General features: G+C 71.6%; 14 protein-coding genes. 9 read left to right on the plus strand and 5 right to left on the minus strand.

Annotated features, from left to right (window positions below):
• Positions 1-37: 37 nt before the first annotated feature.
• On the plus strand, positions 38-1,288 hold the full coding sequence (locus WH85_RS13625; protein WP_083448983.1) for a GDSL-type esterase/lipase family protein: 1,251 nt from the start codon (positions 38-40) through the stop codon (positions 1,286-1,288).
• Between the two features lie 85 nt (positions 1,289-1,373).
• On the opposite strand, the gene WH85_RS13630 is transcribed toward WH85_RS13625, so the two are convergent.
• Positions 1,374-1,583, minus strand: a complete 210-nt coding sequence (locus WH85_RS13630; protein ID WP_045742186.1) for a hypothetical protein — start codon at positions 1,581-1,583, stop codon at positions 1,374-1,376.
• Between the two features lie 178 nt (positions 1,584-1,761).
• Between WH85_RS13630 and WH85_RS13635 the strand changes: the two genes are divergently transcribed.
• Positions 1,762-2,277 carry a pyridoxamine 5'-phosphate oxidase family protein gene (locus WH85_RS13635; RefSeq protein ID WP_045742187.1) on the plus strand — a complete coding sequence of 172 codons (516 nt, stop codon included), beginning with the start codon at positions 1,762-1,764 and terminating at the stop codon, positions 2,275-2,277.
• A 3-nt stretch (positions 2,278-2,280) separates the two neighbouring features.
• Here WH85_RS13635 and WH85_RS46965 read toward each other — a convergent pair whose 3' ends face one another.
• The 3 genes from WH85_RS46965 to WH85_RS13650 all read right to left on the minus strand — a co-directional run bounded on the left by WH85_RS46965 (position 2,281) and on the right by WH85_RS13650 (position 6,700).
• The gene (locus WH85_RS46965; protein WP_157410972.1) at positions 2,281-3,390 is read right to left on the minus strand and encodes a glycoside hydrolase family 26 protein; all 1,110 of its coding nucleotides are present in this window, start codon (positions 3,388-3,390) and stop codon (positions 2,281-2,283) included.
• A 168-nt stretch (positions 3,391-3,558) separates the two neighbouring features.
• Positions 3,559-5,367, minus strand: coding sequence for an AMP-dependent synthetase/ligase (locus tag WH85_RS13645; RefSeq protein WP_045742188.1), 1,809 nt, complete (start codon positions 5,365-5,367; stop codon positions 3,559-3,561).
• A gap of 121 nt (positions 5,368-5,488) precedes the next feature.
• Positions 5,489-6,700, minus strand: coding sequence for a TetR/AcrR family transcriptional regulator (locus tag WH85_RS13650; RefSeq protein WP_052720434.1), 1,212 nt, complete (start codon positions 6,698-6,700; stop codon positions 5,489-5,491).
• 113 nt (positions 6,701-6,813) lie between these two features.
• On the opposite strand from WH85_RS13650, the gene WH85_RS13655 reads away from it, so the two are divergent.
• From WH85_RS13655 to WH85_RS13675, 5 genes are all read left to right on the plus strand, one after another.
• Entirely contained in the window at positions 6,814-8,028 is a 1,215-nt protein-coding gene (locus WH85_RS13655) for an acetyl-CoA C-acetyltransferase (RefSeq protein ID WP_045742190.1), read from the plus strand.
• A 13-nt stretch (positions 8,029-8,041) separates the two neighbouring features.
• Positions 8,042-10,162, plus strand: a complete 2,121-nt coding sequence (locus WH85_RS13660) for a 3-hydroxyacyl-CoA dehydrogenase NAD-binding domain-containing protein (protein ID WP_045742191.1) — start codon at positions 8,042-8,044, stop codon at positions 10,160-10,162.
• A gap of 41 nt (positions 10,163-10,203) precedes the next feature.
• A complete protein-coding gene (locus tag WH85_RS13665; protein WP_052720419.1) occupies positions 10,204-10,932 on the plus strand; it encodes a hypothetical protein in 729 nt (242 codons plus the stop codon).
• A gap of 1,885 nt (positions 10,933-12,817) precedes the next feature.
• On the plus strand, positions 12,818-13,297 hold the full coding sequence (locus tag WH85_RS13670; RefSeq protein ID WP_169792440.1) for a hypothetical protein: 480 nt from the start codon (positions 12,818-12,820) through the stop codon (positions 13,295-13,297).
• A 3-nt stretch (positions 13,298-13,300) separates the two neighbouring features.
• Positions 13,301-15,112, plus strand: coding sequence for a tetratricopeptide repeat protein (locus tag WH85_RS13675; protein WP_045742194.1), 1,812 nt, complete (start codon positions 13,301-13,303; stop codon positions 15,110-15,112).
• Here WH85_RS13675 and WH85_RS13680 read toward each other — a convergent pair.
• Complete coding sequence (locus WH85_RS13680) at positions 15,069-16,811, minus strand: ABC transporter ATP-binding protein (protein WP_045742195.1); 1,743 nt, start codon at positions 16,809-16,811, stop codon at positions 15,069-15,071. The genes WH85_RS13675 and WH85_RS13680 overlap by 44 nt on opposite strands.
• A 100-nt stretch (positions 16,812-16,911) precedes the next feature.
• Here WH85_RS13680 and WH85_RS13685 point away from each other — a divergent pair, with 100 nt between their 5' ends.
• Both WH85_RS13685 and WH85_RS13690 read left to right on the plus strand, forming a co-directional pair.
• On the plus strand, positions 16,912-18,309 hold the full coding sequence (locus tag WH85_RS13685) for an AMP-binding protein (RefSeq protein ID WP_045742196.1): 1,398 nt from the start codon (positions 16,912-16,914) through the stop codon (positions 18,307-18,309).
• Between the two features lie 48 nt (positions 18,310-18,357).
• Positions 18,358-20,619 (plus strand): putative bifunctional diguanylate cyclase/phosphodiesterase, encoded by a 2,262-nt coding sequence (locus tag WH85_RS13690; RefSeq protein WP_052720420.1) that lies wholly within the window; start codon positions 18,358-18,360, stop codon positions 20,617-20,619.
• Positions 20,620-20,626 lie beyond the last annotated feature (7 nt).

Below are 20,626 nucleotides of genomic sequence, written 5' to 3' on the forward strand. Positions count from 1 at the left end.
TTTCGCGGAATCGGCGCGACCGGGGTGGGGAACGGCAATGCGATGGACCAGAACGGCCCTGGCGACAGTTCTCGCGGCGGTCACCGCTTCGGCGTGCGCGGCGGAGAGCCCGGCGGCCCGGCCGTCGTCCTCGGCACCCCCGCCGTCGTCGGCGGCGCCGGTGGGCGGGGGCTTCGTGGTGGAGGCGGCAGCCACGGCCTGGACCGGGAGCTGGGCGACGGCGGTTCAGGACGGCGGGCGGAGCTTCACCGACCAGACCGTCCGGCAGGTCGTGCACACCAGCATCGGCGGTGACGCCACCCGGATCCGGCTGTCGAACGAGTACGGAACCACACCACTGACCCTGACCGGCGTCCGGATCGCCCGGCCCGCCGGTGACCACGGGATCGTGCCGGGTACCGACCACGCGGTGACGTTCGGCGGGCGTGCCGCGGTGACGATCCCGGCCGGGGCGACAGCCGTCAGCGACGCGACCACGGTGGCCACACCGGCCGACGCGGACATCGTGATCAGCCTGCACGTGTCCGGCACGACCGGGCCGTCCACCCGGCATTCCCTGGCCACCCGGGACAACTGGGTGGCCGCGGGCGACCAGACCGCCGCCGCCACGCTGACCGGCGCGGAGAAGGTCAGCAGCTGGTTCTTCCTCTCCGGACTGGACGTGGTCAACCCGGCCGCGACGGGCGCCGTGGTCGCCTTCGGTGCCTCGATCACCGACGGGCTGGGCTCGACGTGGGGCGCGAACCAGCGCTGGCCCGACCTGCTGGCGGACCGGTTACGGGACTCCGGGCGTACCGTCGCGGTGCTCAACACCGGGATCAGCGGCAACCGCCTGACCGCCGACGGGAGCGGCGAGAGCGCTTTGAAACGCTTCGACCGGGACGTGCTGCGCCAGCCCGGCGTCCGCTGGGTGATCATCTCGGATGACGCGCTCAACGATCTGGGCAGCGGCGACCGCCCCGACGCCGGGGTGCTGATCGGGGCGCTGCGGGAACTGACCGAACGCGCGCACGACGCGGGTGTCCGGGTGATCTGCTCGACGCTCACGCCGTACCGCGGTGCCGGGTACTGGACGGCGCTCGGCGAGCAGGGGCGGGCCGCGGTCAACGCGTACGTGCGTGGCACCGGCAGCGGCTGCGACGCGGTGCTCGACCAGGATGCCGCCACCCACGACCCGCAGGCGCCGGCCCGGTTCCGCGCGGCGCACGACTCCGGTGACCACCTGCACCCGAATCAGCAGGGCATGACCGCGATCGCCGGGGCGGCCGACCTGAACTGGTTCGGATGAGCACCCGCGACGATGGCCGGTGAGCCGGACACGGACGTGACGTGAGTCCGCTGAAGCCGCGAACCCGGCCTCAGCGAACCCGGCGTCAATAGTTCGCGGCGAAGTCGCACAGGGCCGAAGTGGACAGCGCGCTGACATACAGCATGCCGAGCAGGCAGAACACCGCGAAGGTGAGCTGCAGGGCACCGCCGGCCAGGAACGCCCCGGCCATCACGCCCAGTGTCGTCGACACCGAGTAGGCCGCCCCGAACCGGAAACTGATCCGTTCCCGGCGCCATCGGCCGTACCTTTCCATGATCCCCCGCAACAGTGCTCACCTCGTACCCCGACGATTGTGCCTCTGCCTGGAGAACGTCGTGCCGAGGGACCGGTCGCCGCCATTGCCCGCAATGCACCACTTTGCCGGATCATTCGCTATTCGGCGTCACGGGCGGCCCCGGTTGTGCGTGCCCACGATCTGGCACGCTGCTCCCATGATCGTGACGAATCCCTGGCTGTCCGGCCCGGCACCGACCCGCCGGCTGGACCGCGACCGGCTGGCCGAACGGATCCTCAACCTGCTGTCGTCGCAGAACATGTGCGTGCTCGCCACCACCGGCCCGGACGGTCCGCTCGCCACCCCGGTCCGCTACTTCCACCGGGACTTCACGATCGTGTTCACCGCCGCCGGGAACTCACCGAAGATGCGCAACCTGCGCGCCGACCCGCGAGTCTCGGTCGGCGTGTTCGCCCCGCTGGTCGGGCAGGCCAGCAGCCGCGGGGCACAACTGTTCGGCGCCGCGCGCATCCTCGAACCGGGCGCGGACGGCTTCGACGAGCACTGGCCGGTGGTCCGGTGGCAGTCCGACCACGTGGAGCGGTCGAAGTCGCTCGACGAGCCACCGCTCGGCCCGATCGGGGTGATCCCGGTCGAGCGCGTCGTCTACACCGAACATTGGCTGCGCCGCGAGGGGTACGCCCCGCGCCAGTTCTGGAAATCCCAGCCCTGAGCGTCAGCCGCCGAAGCGGGAACTGCGGGCCATCGTGCGGTACGCGGCCAGCGCCGCGCTGTCGGTGTCCGGCCGGAAGTTGTGGTCGGTGCCCTCCTGCACGTCGGTGTCGAACCAGACCACCGCGCCGACCTGCGGGGTGTCCTCCACCCACGTCTGCAGCTGCTTGATCCACTTGGCTTTGCCGGACACCGCCGCGGTCTCGCTCAGCACGATCGGTTTGCGGCTGCCGTACGTGTCGGTGATCTGGGTGAAGAGTTTGGTCGGCGTCTCGCCGTAGAAGTTGTAGCCGGAGATGCCCACCCAGTCGACGTACTCGTCACCCGGGTAGTACTTCTTCGTCTGGTTCCAGCTCTGGTTCGGTGAGGCGTTCCAGTTCGGACTCCACACCCAGGCCACGTTGGTGACGCCCTGGTCGGCGAAGATGCCGTGGATGCGCCGCCACGCCTTGACGTAGTTCGCGGCGTTCTGGCCGTTCTGGCCACCGCCCCACTCGAACCAGTCGCCGTTCATCTCCCAGCCCCAGCGCAGCATGATCGGCCGCTTCATGCCCTTGAGCTTCTTGGCCACCGACCGGATGTTGGCGTCCGACGAGCCGTTGGTGATCCCCGAGTAGGCCGCACCGTGCCAGGACACCATCAGCACGCTGTTCTTCGACACGTTCGGTTCGGAGGTGGGGATGTACCCGTTCCACGGGTAGAACTGGTGCACGATCCGCTGCTCACGGCCGAGCTGGTCGCGGCGCAGCGCCAGGCTCTGCTTGAGGTTCTTGCCGCTGAGCGCGAGGTAGGAGCCGAGCATCGCCTTGCCGGCGGTGAACGGCACGGCGCCGCCGCGGCCACCGGACGACGCGGCGGTCGATCCGGTGGCGGACGGCTTGGCCGACGCCGACGCCGACGCTGATGCGGACGCCGACGGCGAGCCGCTGGCGGTGACGCTCAGCGGCGAGCCGAGCTTGGCGGTGCCGCTCGGCGAGGGAGCCGCGGCAGCCGGGGAGGCCCCGGTGGTCCCGGCGGCCCCACCGGCGGTGGTGGAGGAGGACGCGGCGGAGGTGGCACAGCCCGCCGCGGGCACCAGCGCCAGCAACGTCAGGACATGACGGCGCTTCAGCACACGGCCGTCACCCGGCTCGACAACCACACCTACCCCCGATACCCGTCCAGCAAGATCCGGCCCATCATGCCCCACGGATATGCCGCCCGTCTCACCCACAGCGTCGCTGAAGCCGCCTCGATGGCCAATCACACATGGCTGACCAGGCAGATTCCGACATGTCCGGGGTCACTGTGCGCGAAGGTACAACTCGCTGATCTCGGCCGCGTACCGCTCCTGGACCACCCGGCGGCGCAGCTTCAGTGTCGGGGTGAGTTCACCGGACTCCGGGGTCCAGCCGGCCGGTAGCACCCGGAACGTCTTCACCTGTTCGGGCCGGGACAGCCGGCCGTTGGCCGCCGTCACCGCCGCGCTGATCTCGGTGAGCACGTCCGGGTCGGTGGCCAGCGCGGCCGTCGAGTCCGCGGTGATGCCCCGGGCCTTCGCCCACACCGGCGCGGCCTCCTCGTCCAGCACGATCAGGGCGGTCACGTACGGCCGCCGATCGCCGATCGCCACCGCCTGGGCGATCAGCGGATGCGCCCGCAGCAGGTTCTCGATCTGGGCCGGTGAGATGTTCTTGCCGCTCGAGTTGATGATCAGTTCTTTCTTGCGGTCGGTGATGGTGAGGAAACCGTCGTCGTCGATCGTGCCGACGTCGCCGGTGGCGAGCCAGCCGTGCTCGTCGGTGACCGGTTCCACGCCGCCGTCGGCCCGCAGGTAGCCGCTGCAGACCAGGGGACCGCGGACCAGGATCTCGCCGTCGCCGGCCAGCCGGATCTCCATGCCCGGGTTGGGGCGGCCGACCGAACCGGTCCGGAAACGGCCCGGCGTGTTGATCGTCGCGGTGCCGGTGGTCTCGGTCATCCCCCACACCTCGAGGACGTCGACGCCGATGCTCGCGAGGTAGAGCAGCACCTCGACCGGGATCGGCGCGGCGCCGCTGCCCGGCCACACCATGTTGTCCAGGCCGAGTTCGGCGCGCAGCCCCCGCAGGATGGGCGGATCCGGCCGCGGGACGTCGTGCCCGTCCGCCCGCCGCCGGTACGCCTCCAGCGTCGTCTCGCGGGCCGCGTCGATCGCGGCGCGGACGGCCGGGTCGGCGGCGGCCAGCCGGCCCTGGATGCCGGCGACCATCTTCTCCCAGATCCGCGGTACCCCGAAGAACGTCGCCGGGCGCACCGTGACCAGCCCGGCCACCAGTCGTGCCGGATCCGGGCAGATGGTGACGTGCCCGGCCCGGTAGATCGGGTTGTAGATGCCGAGGATCCGCTCGGCGATGTGCGCCAGCGGCAGGTACGCCAGCGAGTGCGGATGGTCCGGCGTCGTGACCGTGTTCTCCAGCGTCACCGTCTGGTAGATCACGTTGTGGTGGCTGAGCACCACACCCTTGGGGTCGCCGGTGGTCCCCGAGGTGTAGAGCAGGGTGACCGGCTGCTCGGGGCGCACCTCCCGCCACGCTTTCTCGAAGGCGCCCGGGTCGGCCCGGTGGAGTGCCTCGCCGCGGGCCCGCACGCTGCTCAGGGACAGGAGACGGCCGTCGACGGACGATCCGTCGACGATCACCACCCGGCGGATCCGCGGCGTCTCGGCCAGGATCGGCGTCCAGCGGGCCAGCTCGGCCTCGCCCTCCAGCACGATGATCTCGGCTCGGCTGTGCACCGCGAGGTAGCGCAACTGCTGGGTGGACAGGGTCGAGTACACCGTGGACGGGACCGCGCCCAGGTGCACGGCGGCGAGGTCGGTCAGCCAGTGCTCGGGCCGGCTGGACATCATGATCAGCATGCGGTCGCCGGGGAGCAGGCCGAGTTCGGCCAGGCCGCGGGACAGGTAGGCGACCTCGTCGCGCAGCGCGCCCCAGGTCAGGGCGCCGCCGCCCCGGCCGAGGACGTCGAGAGCGGGCAGGTCGGCGTGGTCGGTGGCGTTGCGGTGCAGCAGTGCGGGAATCGTCAGGCCGCGGGCGGTCTCGGCGCAGCGCTGGGCGAGGGAGGTTTCCAAGACGTTGCCTCCTGATTGCACGTGTCCGTGGCGCGACTGTAAACGCGGATTAACTTCCCGCATAGGGGAAGCCCGGAGAAACGCGAATCCCGCTTAACTTCCCGGACCGGGAGCCGGCGGATCAGGAGTCGGCGGTCAGCACGGCGACGGCGAGGCGCACCAGGTGACGGTCCATGCCGGTGGACCGGTCGAAACCCACCCACCGGCTCAGGTCGGTGACCAGGTTGAGCGCGGCGTGCACCAGCACCCGGGCCTCCGGGACGGGCAGACCCGGGCGCACCCGGCCGAGCAGGCGCACCCACTCCTCCACGTGCAGGCGCTGCAGCTTGCGCAGCTCGTGCCGGTCGGCGTCCGGCAGGTTGTTGTTCTCGGCAAGGTAGACCGAGACCAGGGCGCTGCGCTCGAAGGTGAGATCCACGTAGGACTCGACCAGCCGCTGCAGCGCCCCGGCGTCGTCGCCGGCACCCCGCAGAGCCACGGCGGTGGCCTCGGCGACACGCTCGGACGCCCGGTAGAACGCGGCCGCCAGAATGTCCGCCTTGCCGGGGAAGTACCGGTAGACGCTTGACGCGTTGATGCCCGCGGCCCGGCCGATGTCCTCGACGGCGACAGCGTGGTACCCGTACACGTGAAAAAGCTTGATCGACTCGGCCAGGACGACCTCACGCCGCGCGCCCACCCGCAGAGCCGGCTCCTCGCCCTCCTCCCGCGGCTGCGCGGGCGCGGGCAACGGCGGCTCGCCGCGCAACACCGCCCACGCCGTCCGGCGCAACACCGCCTCGGCCTTGCCCCGCGCGATCACCGCACGGTGCGTCGACAAACTGCCGAACACGCTGAGCGCGGCCCGGACCAGGGCGTTCGCCTCCGGCTCGGTGAGTTCCGGGCGCAACACCCTCAGGGGTACGCCGACACGATCGACCAAGGCCGTCAGTGCCCCCCGGAGCTCCTCGCGGTGCTCGTCCTCCAGGTAACGCCACTCCCACTGGTAGAGCCCGCCCACCCGGCGGCCCTCGACGGCCAGCCGGGACAACGCCGCCAGCAGCGCGTCGAGCCGCTCGCCGGGATCGGGCAACGGCCGCAGATCGGTCGCGGTCAGGACGCTCTCGGTGAGCTGGCGCGTCGCGTACACCAGCATGGCGTATTTGTTCGGGAAGTGACGGTAGATCGCCGGGCCGCTGATCCCGACCTCGGTGGCGATCTCGTCCAGGCTGACGCCGTGGTAGCCGTGCTCGCAGAACATCTCGGCGGCGACGACGGCCAACTGGGCCTTGCGGTTGCGCGGCCGTTTGCGCGTCTCGGCGGGTGCCGGATCCCCGGTCGCTGCGGTGTGCACCACCCCACCCTATCCGTGAGGAACCATTCGCCCCAGGCCACGACGGTTGTCCTTGACACCTAGCGGAAACATCCGCAAAAGTTAGTCGCAATTCGCATCCGAAGGAGTGGGCGATGACGACCGAGGCCTATGTCTACGACGCCGTGCGCACCCCGCGGGGACGCGGGAAGAAGAACGGCTCGCTGCACGCGGTGAAACCCATCTCGCTGGTCACCGGCCTGATCGACGAGCTGCGCCGGCGGTTCCCGGACCTCGACCCGGCGGACATCGAGGACGTGGTGCTCGGCGTGGTCTCGCCACTCGGCGACCAGGGCTCGGACATCGCCAAGACCGCCGCGCTCGCCGCCGGCCTGCCCCACCAGGTGGCCGGCGTCCAGCTCAACCGCTTCTGCGGCTCCGGGCTGGAAGCGGTCAACGTGGCCGCCCAGAAGATCCGCTCCGGCTGGGAGGACCTGGTCCTGGCCGGCGGCGTCGAGTCGATGTCCCGGGTGCCGATGGGCTCCGACGGCGGATCCTGGGCGCTCGACCCGGAGACCGCACTGGCCACCGACTTCATCCCGCAGGGCATCAGCGCCGACCTGATCGCCACGATGGACGGCCTCAGCCGCGAGGACGTCGACACGTTCGCGCTGGGCTCGCAGCGCAAAGCCGCGAAGGCCTGGGCGAACGGGTACTTCGACCGGTCCGTGGTGCCGGTCCGGGACCGCAACGGCCTGCTGATCCTCGACCACGACGAACACATCCGGGCGGACTCCACCCTGGACGGACTCGGCAGGCTGCCGGCGTCCTTCGCGACCATCGGCGACCAGGGCGGATTCGACGCGGTGGCACTGCAGAAATACCACTGGGTCGAGAAGATCCGGCACGTGCACTCGGCGGGCAACTCGTCGGGCATCGTGGACGGGGCGGCGCTCGTACTCGTCGGATCACAGGCCGCCGGGGAACGCGCCGGGATCGCACCCCGGGCCCGGATCGTCGCCGCCGCGCTCAGCGGCGCCGACCCGACCATCATGCTGACCGGCCCGGCCCCGGCCGCCCGCAAAGCCCTGGCCAAGGCCGGACTGACCGTCGACGACCTCGACCTGGTCGAGATCAACGAGGCGTTCGCGGCGGTGGTGCTGCACTTCATCGACGACCTCAAGCTGGACCCGGAGATCGTCAACGTGAACGGCGGGGCGATCGCCATGGGCCACCCCCTCGGCGCCACCGGCGCCATGATCCTCGGCACCCTCGTCGACGAGTTGGAGCGGCGCGGCGGGCGGTACGGCCTGGCGACCCTCTGCATCGGCGGCGGCATGGGCATCGCCACCATCGTCGAACGACTCTGAAGGGGCTCAACTCGTGACCGAGACGATTCGCTGGGACCGTGGCGACGACGGCATCGTCGTGCTCACCCTCGACGACCCCGCCCGCGGCGCCAACACCATGAACGACGCGTACGTCACCAGCATGGGCGCGACCGTGGACCGCCTCGAGGCGGAGAAGGAGTCGATCACCGGCGTGGTCATCACGTCGGCCAAGAAGTCCTGGTTCGCCGGTGGTGACCTGGACCAGCTCGGCAGCGTCCCGGCCGACCGCGGCGCCGACGTCTTCGCCCTCTCCACCCGGGTCAAGGGCCAGCTGCGCCGGCTGGAGACGCTGGGCCGCCCGGTGGTCGCCGCCCTGAACGGCTCGGCGCTGGGCGGCGGCCTCGAACTGGCGCTGGCCTGCCACCACCGGATCGCGCTGAACGATCCGCGGCTGGAGGTCGGGCTCCCCGAAGTCACCCTGGGACTGCTGCCCGCCGGCGGCGGTGTGGTCCGCACCGTCCGGCTGCTCGGCCTGTTCACCGCCCTCACCAAGGTGCTGCTGCAGGGCACCCGGCACCGCGCGCCCGCCGCCCACGAGCTGGGCCTGATCGACGCGCTGGTGGACACCCCGGAGCAGCTGATCACCGCCGCCCGCGAGTGGATCATCACGCATCCGGACGCCGCCCAGCCCTGGGACACCAAGGGATACCGGATCCCCGGCGGCACCCCGTCGACACCGGCCCTCGCCGCCCAACTGCCCGCGTTCCCGGCCAACCTGCGTAAACAGCTCAAAGGCGCGCCCTACCCGGCGCCGCGCAACATCCTGGCCGCCGCGGTCGAAGGCGCCCAGGTCGACGTGGACAACGCCCTCACCATCGAGACCCGGTACTTCGTCGAACTGGTCACCGGCCAGGTCGCCAAGAACATGATCAAAGCGTTCTTCTTCGACCTGAACGCGGTGAGCTCCCGCGACATCGGCGACGTCCCGCCGATCACCAAAGTGGCGGTGCTGGGCGCGGGCATGATGGGAGCGGCCATCGCGTACGTGTGCGCCCGCGCCGGACTACCCGTGGTGCTGCGCGACGTCACCCTCGAATCGGCGCAGCGCGGCAAGGCGTACTCGGAGAAACTCGTCGCCCGTCGCCGCCTAGACCCGGCGAAGGCCCGGGAACTGCTGGACCTGATCACCCCGACCGCCGAGGTGGCCGACCTCGCCGGGGCCGACCTGGTGATCGAGGCGGTCTTCGAGGACCCGGCCCTCAAACACAAGGTGTTCGCCGAGATCGAAGGCGTGATCGCGCCGGACGCGCTGCTCTGCTCCAACACCTCCACCCTGCCGATCACCGCACTCGCCGACGGTGTCCGGCGGCAAGCCGACTTCATCGGGCTGCACTTCTTCTCCCCCGTCGACAAGATGCCACTGGTCGAGGTGATCCGCGGCGAGAAGACCGGCGACCACGCCCTGCGCCGCGCTCTCGACGTGGTGCGCCGCCTCCGCAAGACCCCGATCGTGGTCAACGACAGCCGCGGCTTCTTCACCAGCCGGGTGATCGGCACCTTCACCAACGAGGGCATCGCGATGCTCGCCGAAGGCGTCGCCCCCGCCAGCATCGAACAGGCCAGCAGCCAGGCCGGATACCCGGCTCCGGTGCTGCAGCTGATGGACGAGCTGACCCTCACCCTGCCCCGCCGCATCCGCAACGAATACCGCGCCGCCGCCGGCGACACCTGGCGCCCCCACCCCGCCGACGAGGTCATCGACCGCATGATCGACGACTTCGGTCGCCCCGGGCGGTCCGGCGGTGCCGGCTTCTACGAGTACGAGGACGGACGGCGTACCGGACTCTGGCCCGGCCTCGACACCTTCCGCCGGACCGACGTGGACGTCCCGTTCGAGGACCTGAAGGAACGGATGCTCTTCATCGAGGCCATCGAAACGGTGAAATGCCTCGACGAAGGGGTGCTGACGACGGTCGCCGAGGCGAACATCGGCTCGATCCTCGGCATCGGCTATCCGGGCTGGACCGGCGGCGTCCTGCAGTACATCAACCAGTACCCGGGCGGACTGCCGGGATTCGTGGACCGCGCCCGCGAACTGGCGGGCCGCTACGGCGACCGTTTCGCCCCGCCGGCACTGCTGCTGGCCAAGGCGGAGGCGGGAGAGTCCTTCTGACCGATACATGATCGACGATCACCGCACTAGGTTCGTCGATCATGGGTCAGTCAACTCCCGCGGTCCTCGCCCTGCTGCGCCACCTGGAGAAGGTGGGTTTCGACGGCGCACCCCGCGTCGACGCCCGCCTTCCCGCCCTGACCGCGCACGGCCCTCTTGCCGCTCCCCTACCCATGATCGGTGGGGAGTTGCGGCTGCCGGGCGAGCCCGTCGGCGACATCCGCCCGTGGCCACACTGGACCTACGACGACGAAACCCTCTGGCAGGTAGCCCAGTGGCTCCGCGAGTACCACACGGCGGTGGCCGGTTTCGTCCCGCCAGCCGACGCTATCTGGCGGGTCGGCGGCACCTGGGAACCCGGCCTGATCATCGGCCACAACAACGCCGCCCCCTACAACGCCTCCTGGTCCAGCGGGCGCATCACCGGCTTCTCCGGCTGGGACTTCGCCGGACCGGTGACCCCCACCGCCGACCTGGCCCTGATCGCCTACGCGTGGGTGCCACTGACCGCCCGATCATCCGCCCAGGCCGCCGGATTCACGGCATTCGAGGACCGTCCGAGGCGGCTGCGCCTGCTCCTGAACGCCTACCGTTGGTCCGGCACACTCCGAGACTTCATCCACGAGGTCCGCGACCGGATGAGCGCAGCCATCCACGACATCCGCCGACTGTCCGCAGCCGGAGACGCCGGTTGCCAGTCCCTGATAGCCACCGGAGTAGACAAAGCCCTGGCCGCCGGAGTCCAGGAGCTAGCCACGTTCCCCTCCTGATCTCCACCGCACCCCGTCCCCACCCCGTCCCGCCTCACGCTGCCCCGCCCCGTCTTGCCCCGTCTCGCCTCGCCCCGCCCCCTCTTGTCCCGTCTTGCCCTGTATCGCCCCGCCCCGTCTTACCCTGTCTCGCCCCGGCCTGTCTTGCATTGCCTTGCCCTGTCTCGCTCCGCACCGCCCTGTCTCGCCGCGCCCTGTCTCGCCGCGCCAGCAAGCGCACCCGATCAAGCTCCCGGGTGCGCTCACCCCTGCACGGGCAGGCCACCGCCCCCGATCCCGACTGCGGGTGCCACCACACTCCACTCCGCCGGTGACAGCACCCGATGAAGCTCTCGGGGACGCCGGCCGCCAATCCGGGCTGCGCACACACTTGATCATGACTTCGGGTGTCCCCAACGCCGATCCGAGACGGGCGAGAGCACCCGAACCCGCTTCGGGTTCGCCCACCACCTCCTCGCCACCACACGAGCGGCAAGCGCACCCGATCAAGCTTCCGGGTGCACCAACCACCCATCCAGGACAGGCCAACGCACCCAGAAGCTTGATCGGGTGCGTCCACCACCGATTCGGGACGGGCAAATGCACCCGATCCCAACTTCGGGTGCGTCCACACCCCACCCCGCCGGTGACCGCACCCGATCAAGCTTTCGGGCGCAGTCACCGCTGTTCAAGGACGGGTCAACGCACCCGATCGAGCTCCCGGGTGCAACCACCGCCGAACTCGAACAGGTCAACGCACCCACCGCCGAACTGGAACAGGTCAACGCACCCACCGCCGAACTGGAACAGGTCAACGCACCCAACCCCCGCTTCGGGTGCAACCAAACCCCGATCCGCGGTCGGTGCACCCGATCAAGCCCTCGGGGACTCCAGCCGCCAATCCGGGACTGCGCACACACCCGATCATGACCTCGGGTGCCCCCAACCCCGATCCGAGACGGGCGAGAGCACCCAAACCCGCTTCGGGTTCGCCCACCACCTCCTCGCCACCACACGAGCGGCAAGCGCACCCGATCAAGCTTCCGGGTGCACCAACCACCTATCCAGGACAGGCCAACGCACCCAGAAGCTTGATCGGGTGCGTCCACCACCGATTCGCGACAGGTGAGAGCACCCAAAGCGTGTAGGGACGGAGGCATGACGAGACGTTGGCGTGACGAGACGGAGGCGTGACGAGGCAGAGGGGCGGAGGGGCGGGGTGTGACGAGACGGAGGCGTGACGAGGCGGAGAGGCGGAGGGGCGGGGTGTGGGGTGTGGGGGTCGGTGACGGTGCTTGATAGGTCGGCACTAATGGCATCGCTTTTGGGTGGGGCCAAGACCGCTGCGCGCTGTTATCGTGGCGATCAATCACCAACGGTTGTCGATCAATGACAGGATGCGATGCCGATGGCGGAGAGAGGGTCGTGGCTGCTCATCGCGGCAGGGTTCGGGGTGGTCGGGATGATCGCCGGGACCATGCTCGTGTGGGAACCCGGGGGTGTCGTCACCACGATCGCTGCGGTGGGTGGGGCCTCCCTGGTCGCCTATCTGAGCCAGCAACCGACTGCGGTCGACGCTCGACGGCGGCCTTACGAGGACAGGCGAGCGACTACATCCCGGCGCACTGTCGACGGGCCGCCCGGTGCCGCAGCGACGCGGGCGGACGGCCGGGCGGGCTCACTGCAACGTGCGGTCGGCGGACGGGCAACCGGACCACGGCGGACGGTTGACCGGGCAGCAGCGGGAATGCGACGGACGGCAGACCGGGCAGCAGCGGAAATGCGACGGACGGCGGACCCGGCGGCAACGGAAAAGCGGCAGCCGACGGACCGGGCAGCAGCGGAAATGGGACGGCCGACGGACCGGGCGGCAAGGGAAAAGCGGCGGGGCGGCGGGCCGGAGGCGGTGCCTTCGCCCGTGGGGGCTCCGGTGGCGTGCCGGGTCGAGGTCGCGGATCTCGACTATGTGGTGGTCGACGACGACGGCGGGTCGGTGGTGGAGGTTCCGGCGGCGGGGCACACCGTCCGCCTGGTGGTCACCGCGCTCGCCCCGGTGCGGATCGGCGGGTTGCGGGTCGAGGTGGTGGGGCGTGAGCCGGGTGGCGGGGTGCTCGAACGTCAGGCGGCGGATCTTTCGGAGCGGGATTTCGAAGTATGTCTGACGGACCAGTCCCCGAGGATCCTGCCGCTCGGTGGTATCGGTTTTCCGCTGGAGCTGGAGCGGCACGACCGTGAGGTCGTCGCGTTGGCGGTCCGGGTCGGGGACGGTGACGTCCGGTGGCGGCTGTGGCTGGAGTGGAGCACCCGGGTGCGGTCCGGTTCGTTGCCTGTCGATCTGGGTGGGCGGCCGTTCCGGACGGTCGCCCGTCATGACGTGGTGGGCTGACCGGTGGCGGATCCGGCCCGGGTGGTGGTGAGTGCGGCGCTTCCGGTGGCGGCCGGTGGTCTGGTGTTGGCCACGGCGGGGGTGTCGGCTCACCCGGCGTGGCTGGCGGTGCTCGTCGTCGCGTTCCTGTCGGGTTTGTCCGCTCAACGGGATGGTCCCCCGGCAGTCAGGGTGGCCCCACATGCGCTCACGACCGGACCGGGGCCCGCACCACAGGAACGGGAACGGGAGCGGGAACAGGAGCAGGAACGAGAACAGGAGCAGGAACGGGAGCGGGAGCGGGAACAGGAACGGGAGCAGGAACAGGAACAGGAGAGGGAAGAACTCGGAACGTTCGTGCTGCAACGCCCCCAGCGGACCATCGCCGCGGACGACGAGCGTGTGCTTTCCGCGTACCCCATGAAAGTGACGGCCCGCAGCCGCACCGCCCTCATCCTCACCCCGGACGCGGAGATCGGCCCGCAGGGCCGTTGGATCCCGGGCACCGGCCACCGTGTCACTCTCAGCCTGGCCGGCCCGGTCACCGTCCAGGCCGTCAGCGCCGTCGTGCTGGACCGTCGTCCCCTTCCGCGCACCCCGGCCGGTGTCGCTCACGTGCCGTCCCGGATGCCCGACGTGATCGGCGACGCCGGTCTGCTGGGGCCGTTGCGCCGTGCGGTGGCCGGGTACCGCCCGCCGGCCGACCCGGATGTGGCGGTCCTGCTCGACGAGGAACCGGCCGGGATCGGGATGATGCGCCGGATCGAGGCGCCGCCGTTCACCGTGGACGACGACGATGTCCGCACCCTGGTCCTGATGCCGGTCACCGAACGCGGCGACTGGGTGCGCTGGCGGCTGACCTGCGAGGTGGACGGTGACGCCGGCCCGGCCGTGGTCCACTGGGATCTGGACGCCACCGGTGCGGTCGGCGACGACGACGGTGTGACGGGCACGGCGTGGGAGCCGCGGCGCCGGCCGCAGGAGCCCGCTCCCGAGCCTGCCGGTGCCGCCCGGGAACGTGCCGAGGCCGACGAGTTGCACGCCGAGGGCCGCACCGATCTGGCCCGGGAGGCGTGGCGGTTCGCCGCGGAGGCGGGGAGCGGTCCGGCCGCGTACCGGCTGGGTGCGTCTCTGCAGCAGGAGGGTGACCTGGACGGGGCCCGGGTGTGGTTGCGCCGGGCCGCCGGGCTGCGGGTGTTCGAGGCGGGCAACGACCTGGGTGCGGTCGAGTACTCCCGCGGTGACCTGTCCGAGGCGGATTCGTGGTTCCGGCGGGGTATGGACGACGGCGACTGGACGGCCGCGGTCAATCTGGCGGCGTTGCACGCGGCGCGGGACCGGTACGCCGAGGCTGAGGAGTTGCTGGCCCCGGCCCGCCGGCTGCGGGTGCCGCACGCCACCGAGACGCTGGTGCAGGTGATGTTGCGGCAGGGGCGCACCGACGACGCCGAGCACGTGCTGACCGAGGATATCGGGGAGCCGCGCTGGTCCCGGCTGTTGCGGCTGGCCGGTTTCCTGCGGGAGGTACGCGGTGACACGGCCCGTTCGCTGGACATCGTCTGGGATGCCGTCGACGATCCGGATCTGCCGTCCGACGTGTTGTCCCGGACCGCGGAGGAGCTGGACCGGCTCACCATCGCGTTGACCGAGTCGCGGCGGATGGAGGAGGCGTTGTGGGCCGGGACGGTGCGGGTCGCCGCCCGGCGTCTGCTGCCGGGCAGTCCGGGTGCCTATCTCGCCGCTCTGGAGGACCGGGTGACGCTGGCGAACCTGGTCGGTGATCCGGCGACGGTCAAGGAGGCAGCCGCGGAGCTGGCCGAGTTCCGGGCGGCCTGACCCCGGTCAGCCGGCGGTAGTACGCGCTGTCGCGCATCACCTGGTCGTGGGTGCCGGCGGCGGCCACCACCCCGTTCTCGACGACCAGGATCCGGTCGGCGGAGCGGACCGTCGTCACCCGGTGGGCGATCACCACCAGTGCGCAGACCGCGGAGACCTCGCGCAGGGTGGTGGCCAGGGCCCGTTCGTTGTCCGGGTCGAGGTGGGCGGTCGGTTCGTCGAGCAGGATCAGTTCGGGGCGGGACAGCAGGCAGCGGGCGATCGCCACCCGCTGGCGCTGGCCGCCGGAGAGGTGCCGGCCGCGTTCGCCGACCGGGCTGTCCAGGCCGCCGGGCAGTGAGCGGACCAGCGTGGACAGTCCGGTCATCGCGAGGACCCGGCGGAGTTCGGCGTCCGGGACCCGGCCGGAGCCGTAGAGCAGGTTCTCCCGCAGGGTGCCGTCGAGCAGCGGGCAGTCCTGTTCGACGAGGCCGACGGTCTTGCGGTGCCGGGCGTACGGGACGACCCGGCTGTCCCGCCCGTGCAGCAGGATCGTTCCGCGGTCCGGTTCGTAGAACCGTTCGGCCAGGGCGAAGATCGTCGATTTGCCGCCGCCGGAGGGCCCGACCACGGCGAGGTGGCCGCGGGTGCCGACGGTGAAGCCGACGCCGCGCAGTACGGGGCGCATCGGGTCGTACCCGAACCAGACGTCCCGGAACTCCAGTACCGGGGGCGGGCCGTCGGGGCCGGCGAGCGGGACCACCCCGATCGGTTCGTCCTGTTCGGCGGGCAGGTCGAACACCTCGTTGATCCGGCTGAGCGCCCCGGAGCCCTGTTGCACCGCCCCGATCGCCTGGAAGATCTCGTAGACGGGCGCGGACAGGTAGGTCATCGCCAGCACGAACGCGACCAGGTCGCCGAGGCTCATCGCGCCGCTGCGTACCCGGGACGCCCCGGCGAGCAGGACGACCAGGAACGCGCCGCTGACCGCCAGGTCGTTGGCCGGGCCGCTGAGGGCGGCCAGTCCGGCGGTGCGCAGGTTGGCCAGGTGGGCGCGGGCGGACGAGCGGTCGAGGCGGGCCTCCTCCTGGCGTTCGGCGCGGCAGGCCCGGACGGTGCGCATCCCACCGAGGACCCGTTCCAGGTCGGCGAGCAGGACACCTTCGGCGTTCTGGGCGGCGCGGGAGGCGGCGCGGACCCGGTTGACCACCAGGAGCAGGGCGACGAACGAGCCGCTGAACAGGGCCAGCACCGCGGCGAGCAGCAGCGGGTCCAGCCAGCCGAGGATGCCGACCGCCACCAGCAGGCCGATCACCCCGGCCGCGCCGGTGCCGAGGCTCTGCGCGATCAGGGTCTTCACCACGGCGGTGTCGCCGCAGGCCCGGGCGATCAGGTCGCCGGTGCTGCCGCGGTCGAGTACCGAGAGCCGGACTCGCAGCAGGTGCCCGGTGAGGTGCCGGCGCAGGTCGTGGGTCATCGTCTCGCCGGTGTGCGCCTGCACGTACCGGGCCAGGGCGAGCGCGCTGGCCTGCGCGGTGAACAGGACGACGAGGACGGCGACCACGGCGCCGGGTACCCGGCCGGTGGCCGCGTCGTCCACCGCCACCCGGGCGATCAGTGGCTGGGCCAGGGCGAGTACCGAGCCGAGCAGGCTGAGGGCCGCGGCCACCAGGATCGGTTTGCGGTAGTCACGGGCGAGGCGGCTCAGGTCGGCGCGCATGGTCCGAGTGAAACGGTCCCGGGGTGGCCGGACAACGCCCCGTCCGGGCGTCGGAGCGCGGCAAGGGGGAAACCGGACGCCCGGATGGGATCATCCGTTCATGCCCCTGCTCGACGCGTTGCTCTCCCCCGGCGACCGGGCCGGCTTCGTCGGTGTCCCGGACCGGTCGGTGTCCTCCCATGAACTGCTCGGCTGGGCGACCGGTCTGGCCGGCCGGATCGCGGGCGCCCCGATCGTGGCCGTGCACGCGGCGCCCGGGTTGCCGGCGATCGCCGCGGTCACCGGCGCGTTGCTGGCCGGGGTGCCGGTGGTGCCGGTGCCTCCGGATGCCGGGGTGCTGGAGCGGGAGCACATCCTGCGGGACTCGGGGGCGGCGCTGGTGCTGTCCGACGATCCGGCCGCGGCGGGCACGTCGGGTCTGCCGGTGGTGCCGGTCAGCGGGCCGGTCCGGTCGGGGAGTCTGCCGCCGGAACCCGAGGGGACGGCTGCCGCGCTGGTCCTGTACACCAGCGGCACGACCGGTCCGCCGAAGGGTGTGGTGCTGTCCCGGTCGGCGCTCGCGGCGGGGCTGGACGCGCTCGCCGCCGCCTGGCGGTGGACCGCGGACGACGTTCTCGTGCACGGTCTGCCGATCTATCACGTGCACGGCCTGGTGCTCGGCGTGCTGGGTCCGTTGCGGCTGGGTTCGGCCTTGCGGCACACGATCAGACCCACACCGCGGGGGTACGCCGAAACGCCCGGTTCCCTGTATTTCGGCGTGCCGACCGTCTGGTCCCGTGTCGCCGCGGACCCGGATGCCGCCCGTGCCCTGTCCCCGGCGCGGCTGCTCGTCTCCGGCAGCGCGCCCCTGCCGGTTCCGGTGTTCGACGCGCTCGCCGCCCTGACCGGTCAGGCCCCGGTCGAGCGGTACGGCATGACCGAGACCCTGATCACGATCAGCACTCCGGCGGTCGGCGAGCGCCGTCCCGGGCATGTGGGCCTGGCCCTGCCCGGGGTCGGCACCCGCCTGGTCGACGACGCCGGGGTTCCGCTGCCGTACGACGGTACGAGCATCGGGCATCTGCAGGTCAACGGCCCGACCCTGCTCGACGGTTATGTCCGCGGCGACACCGTCGAGCCGCCCGCGCTGGTGGACGGCTGGTTCCCGACCGGGGACGTGGCCACCGTCGGCCCGGACGGCTGGCACCGGATCGTCGGGCGCGCCTCGACCGACCTGATCAAGACCGGTGGCTACCGGGTCGGGGCCGGGGAGGTCGAGGACGTGCTGCTGCTGCATCCGGCGGTCCGGGAGGCCGCGGTGGTCGGCACCCCGCATCCGGATCTCGGCGAGCAGGTCACCGCGTTCGTGGTCGCCGACCCGGTCGACCCGCAGGAGCTGATCGCGTTCGTCGCCGGGCGGCTCGCCGCGCACAAGCGTCCCCGGGTGGTCCGCCTGGTCGACGCGCTTCCCCGCAACGGCATGGGCAAGGTGCAGAAGAAGCTGCTGACCACGGAGTGAGACGTCATTGATCTCAACCCGCGGGGTGGCCTGCCGAACTTCACCTCCGTGACCCGTCCGCCGAGCCGCGCCGCCGACACGGCCCGGAAGCTGTTCTTCGCCGCCGCCGGCTGGACGGTCCTCAGCGCCCTGTTGATGATCGTGGGGGCGTCCGGGCCGCCGCCGGTGTGGCTGCTCTGGCCGTCCACCGCGGCCGTTTCGCTCACCGCGGCCCTGACGTGCGCCGTCGCGGCCCGGTCCGGGCGGGGTCCGGTGCGTGACTTCTGGCGTGGGGTGACCGTCACCACCGCCCTGGTGACCGGCGGCGTCGTCGCGCAGGCCGTGGACGCGGCCGTGACCGGCGACTCGAGTTCGATGGGCCCGGTCACCGCGGCGCTGTACGTCCTCGCGGTGACCGTCGGCATGATCACCGTCGTCCGGCTGCCCCGCCGCCGCCGGACCTGGCGGGCCGCCGTCGCGGTCCATCTGGACGTGGCGGTGGTCGGGGTGGCCGCCGCCCTGGTCATCACGCATGTGTTCCACAGCGCTCCGGGCCCGTCCGGTCCGGGGGTCTCGGACCGGTTCGTGGCCATCCTGGTCGGCGCGGCGGTGGCCGCCGTGGTCGCGGTGATCAGGGTGGGGGTGACCGGGAGCGGGCCGGTGCACGCCCCGTCGATCTGGGCGCTCGCCCCGATCGGGCTGGTCACCACTGCGGCGTTGCTGCTCGAGCCACGGTTCGCCGGGATGCCGCACCTGGCCAGCACGGTCGTCACCATGCCGGTCATCGGTCTGCTGATCGCGTTCTCGGCGTACCTGCAGACGCACGCCAACGTGTTCCCGGCCCCGCCCCGGACACCGCCGCTGCCGGCCGAGCGGCGGGGTGCCTGGCGGCGGATCAGCCTGGTGCCGTACGCCGCCGTGGCGGGCACCACCACCATGCTGGTCGTGGTCACGTCGCGGACCGGTTACCTGCCGCCGACGCTGGCCGGTGGTTCGGTGCTGCTCACCGTGCTGATCGTGGTCCGTCAGCTGACCGCACTGTCGGAGAACCGGGTGCTGCTGGACCGGCTGGCCGATCAGGCGTACCACGACGATCTGACCGGTCTGCCGAACCGCCGCCTGTTCACCGTGACGCTGGCGCGGCGGCTCGACCGGACCACCGTGGCGGTCTGTGACCTGGACGGGTTCGCGTCGTTGAACGACCAGCTCGGCGACGAGACCGGGGACGCCCTGCTGCGGGCCGCCGCCGCCCGGGTGGCCGCGGTCGCCGGGCCGGACGCGATGGTCGCCCGGCTGCTCGGTGACGAGTTCGGCGTGGTGCTCCCCGGTGACGGCGACCGGATCGCCGAGCGCCTGCTCGAGGCGTTCCGGTCGCCGCTGTGCGTGGACGACCGGGATCTGCTGGTCACCGTCACGGTGGGCGCGGCGAGCGGGGACGGCGACGAGTGCCCGGATCTGCTGCGCCGGGCCGAGCTGGCGTTGCAGGCCGCCAAGTACACCGGCGCGAACCGGTTCCGGGAGCACACCCGGGAGCTGGACGCCACCGCGCAGCACCACGCCGAGCTGGCCGCCGCCCTGCGCCGGGGGCTGGAGTGCGACGAGTTCCATCTGGTGTACCAGCCGATCGTGGAGTTGCCGTCCGGCTCGATCGCCGGGGTCGAGGCGCTGCTGCGGTGGAAGCCGACCAATCTGCCGCCGATGTCGCCGGCCGAGTTCATCCCGGTCGCCGAGCACAGCGGCCTGATCATCGATCTGGGGGCGTGGGTCATCGACACCGCCTGCGCGGATGCGGCCGTCTGGCAGCGGCGGTACGGCACGGCCGGGCCACGGGTCAACATCAACGTGTCGGCGCGGCAGTTGCTCGACCCGGAGCTGCCCGCCCAGGTGTCCGCGGCCCTGCAGCGGCACGGACTGTCCCCGGACCGGATCACGGTGGAGATCACCGAGACCGCGGTGTTCGCCGGCGGCGCGGCCATGAGCACCGTCCGGGAGCTGCGGGAACTCGGCGTCGGCCTGGCCCTCGACGATTTCGGCACCGGGCACAGCTCGCTCACCCTGCTGCGGACCTGCCCGGTCACCTCGCTGAAGGTGGACAAGTCGTTCATCGACGACCTGGGTGGTGGCGCCGAGCGGGAGGCCATCGCCAGTTCGCTGAGCACCATCGCGGCAACCCTCGGGTTGCGTGCGGTCGCCGAGGGTGTGGAGACCCGGGATCAGGCGGAACGGCTGCACACGCTGGGTTACCGGTACGCGCAGGGCTACTACTTCGCCCGCCCGGCGCCGGCGAATGAGATCGATATCGCTCTCGGCGAACCCGCCGCGGCGCTGTAGTCTCCCG

Source organism: Actinoplanes rectilineatus (assembly GCF_000962825.1).
GTDB classification, from domain to species: Bacteria; Actinomycetota; Actinomycetes; order Mycobacteriales; family Micromonosporaceae; genus Actinoplanes; species Actinoplanes rectilineatus.

Coding starts and splice junctions, on each gene's coding strand:
- WH85_RS13625 (WP_083448983.1), top strand. CDS start 38: ATGCGATGGACCAGAACGGCCCTGGCGACAGTTCTCGCGGCGGTCACC.
- WH85_RS13630 (WP_045742186.1), bottom strand. CDS start 1,583: ATGGAAAGGTACGGCCGATGGCGCCGGGAACGGATCAGTTTCCGGTTC.
- WH85_RS13635 (WP_045742187.1), top strand. CDS start 1,762: ATGATCGTGACGAATCCCTGGCTGTCCGGCCCGGCACCGACCCGCCGG.
- WH85_RS13655 (WP_045742190.1), top strand. CDS start 6,814: ATGACGACCGAGGCCTATGTCTACGACGCCGTGCGCACCCCGCGGGGA.
- WH85_RS13665 (WP_052720419.1), top strand. CDS start 10,204: ATGGGTCAGTCAACTCCCGCGGTCCTCGCCCTGCTGCGCCACCTGGAG.
- WH85_RS13680 (WP_045742195.1), bottom strand. CDS start 16,811: ATGCGCGCCGACCTGAGCCGCCTCGCCCGTGACTACCGCAAACCGATC.
- WH85_RS13685 (WP_045742196.1), top strand. CDS start 16,912: ATGCCCCTGCTCGACGCGTTGCTCTCCCCCGGCGACCGGGCCGGCTTC.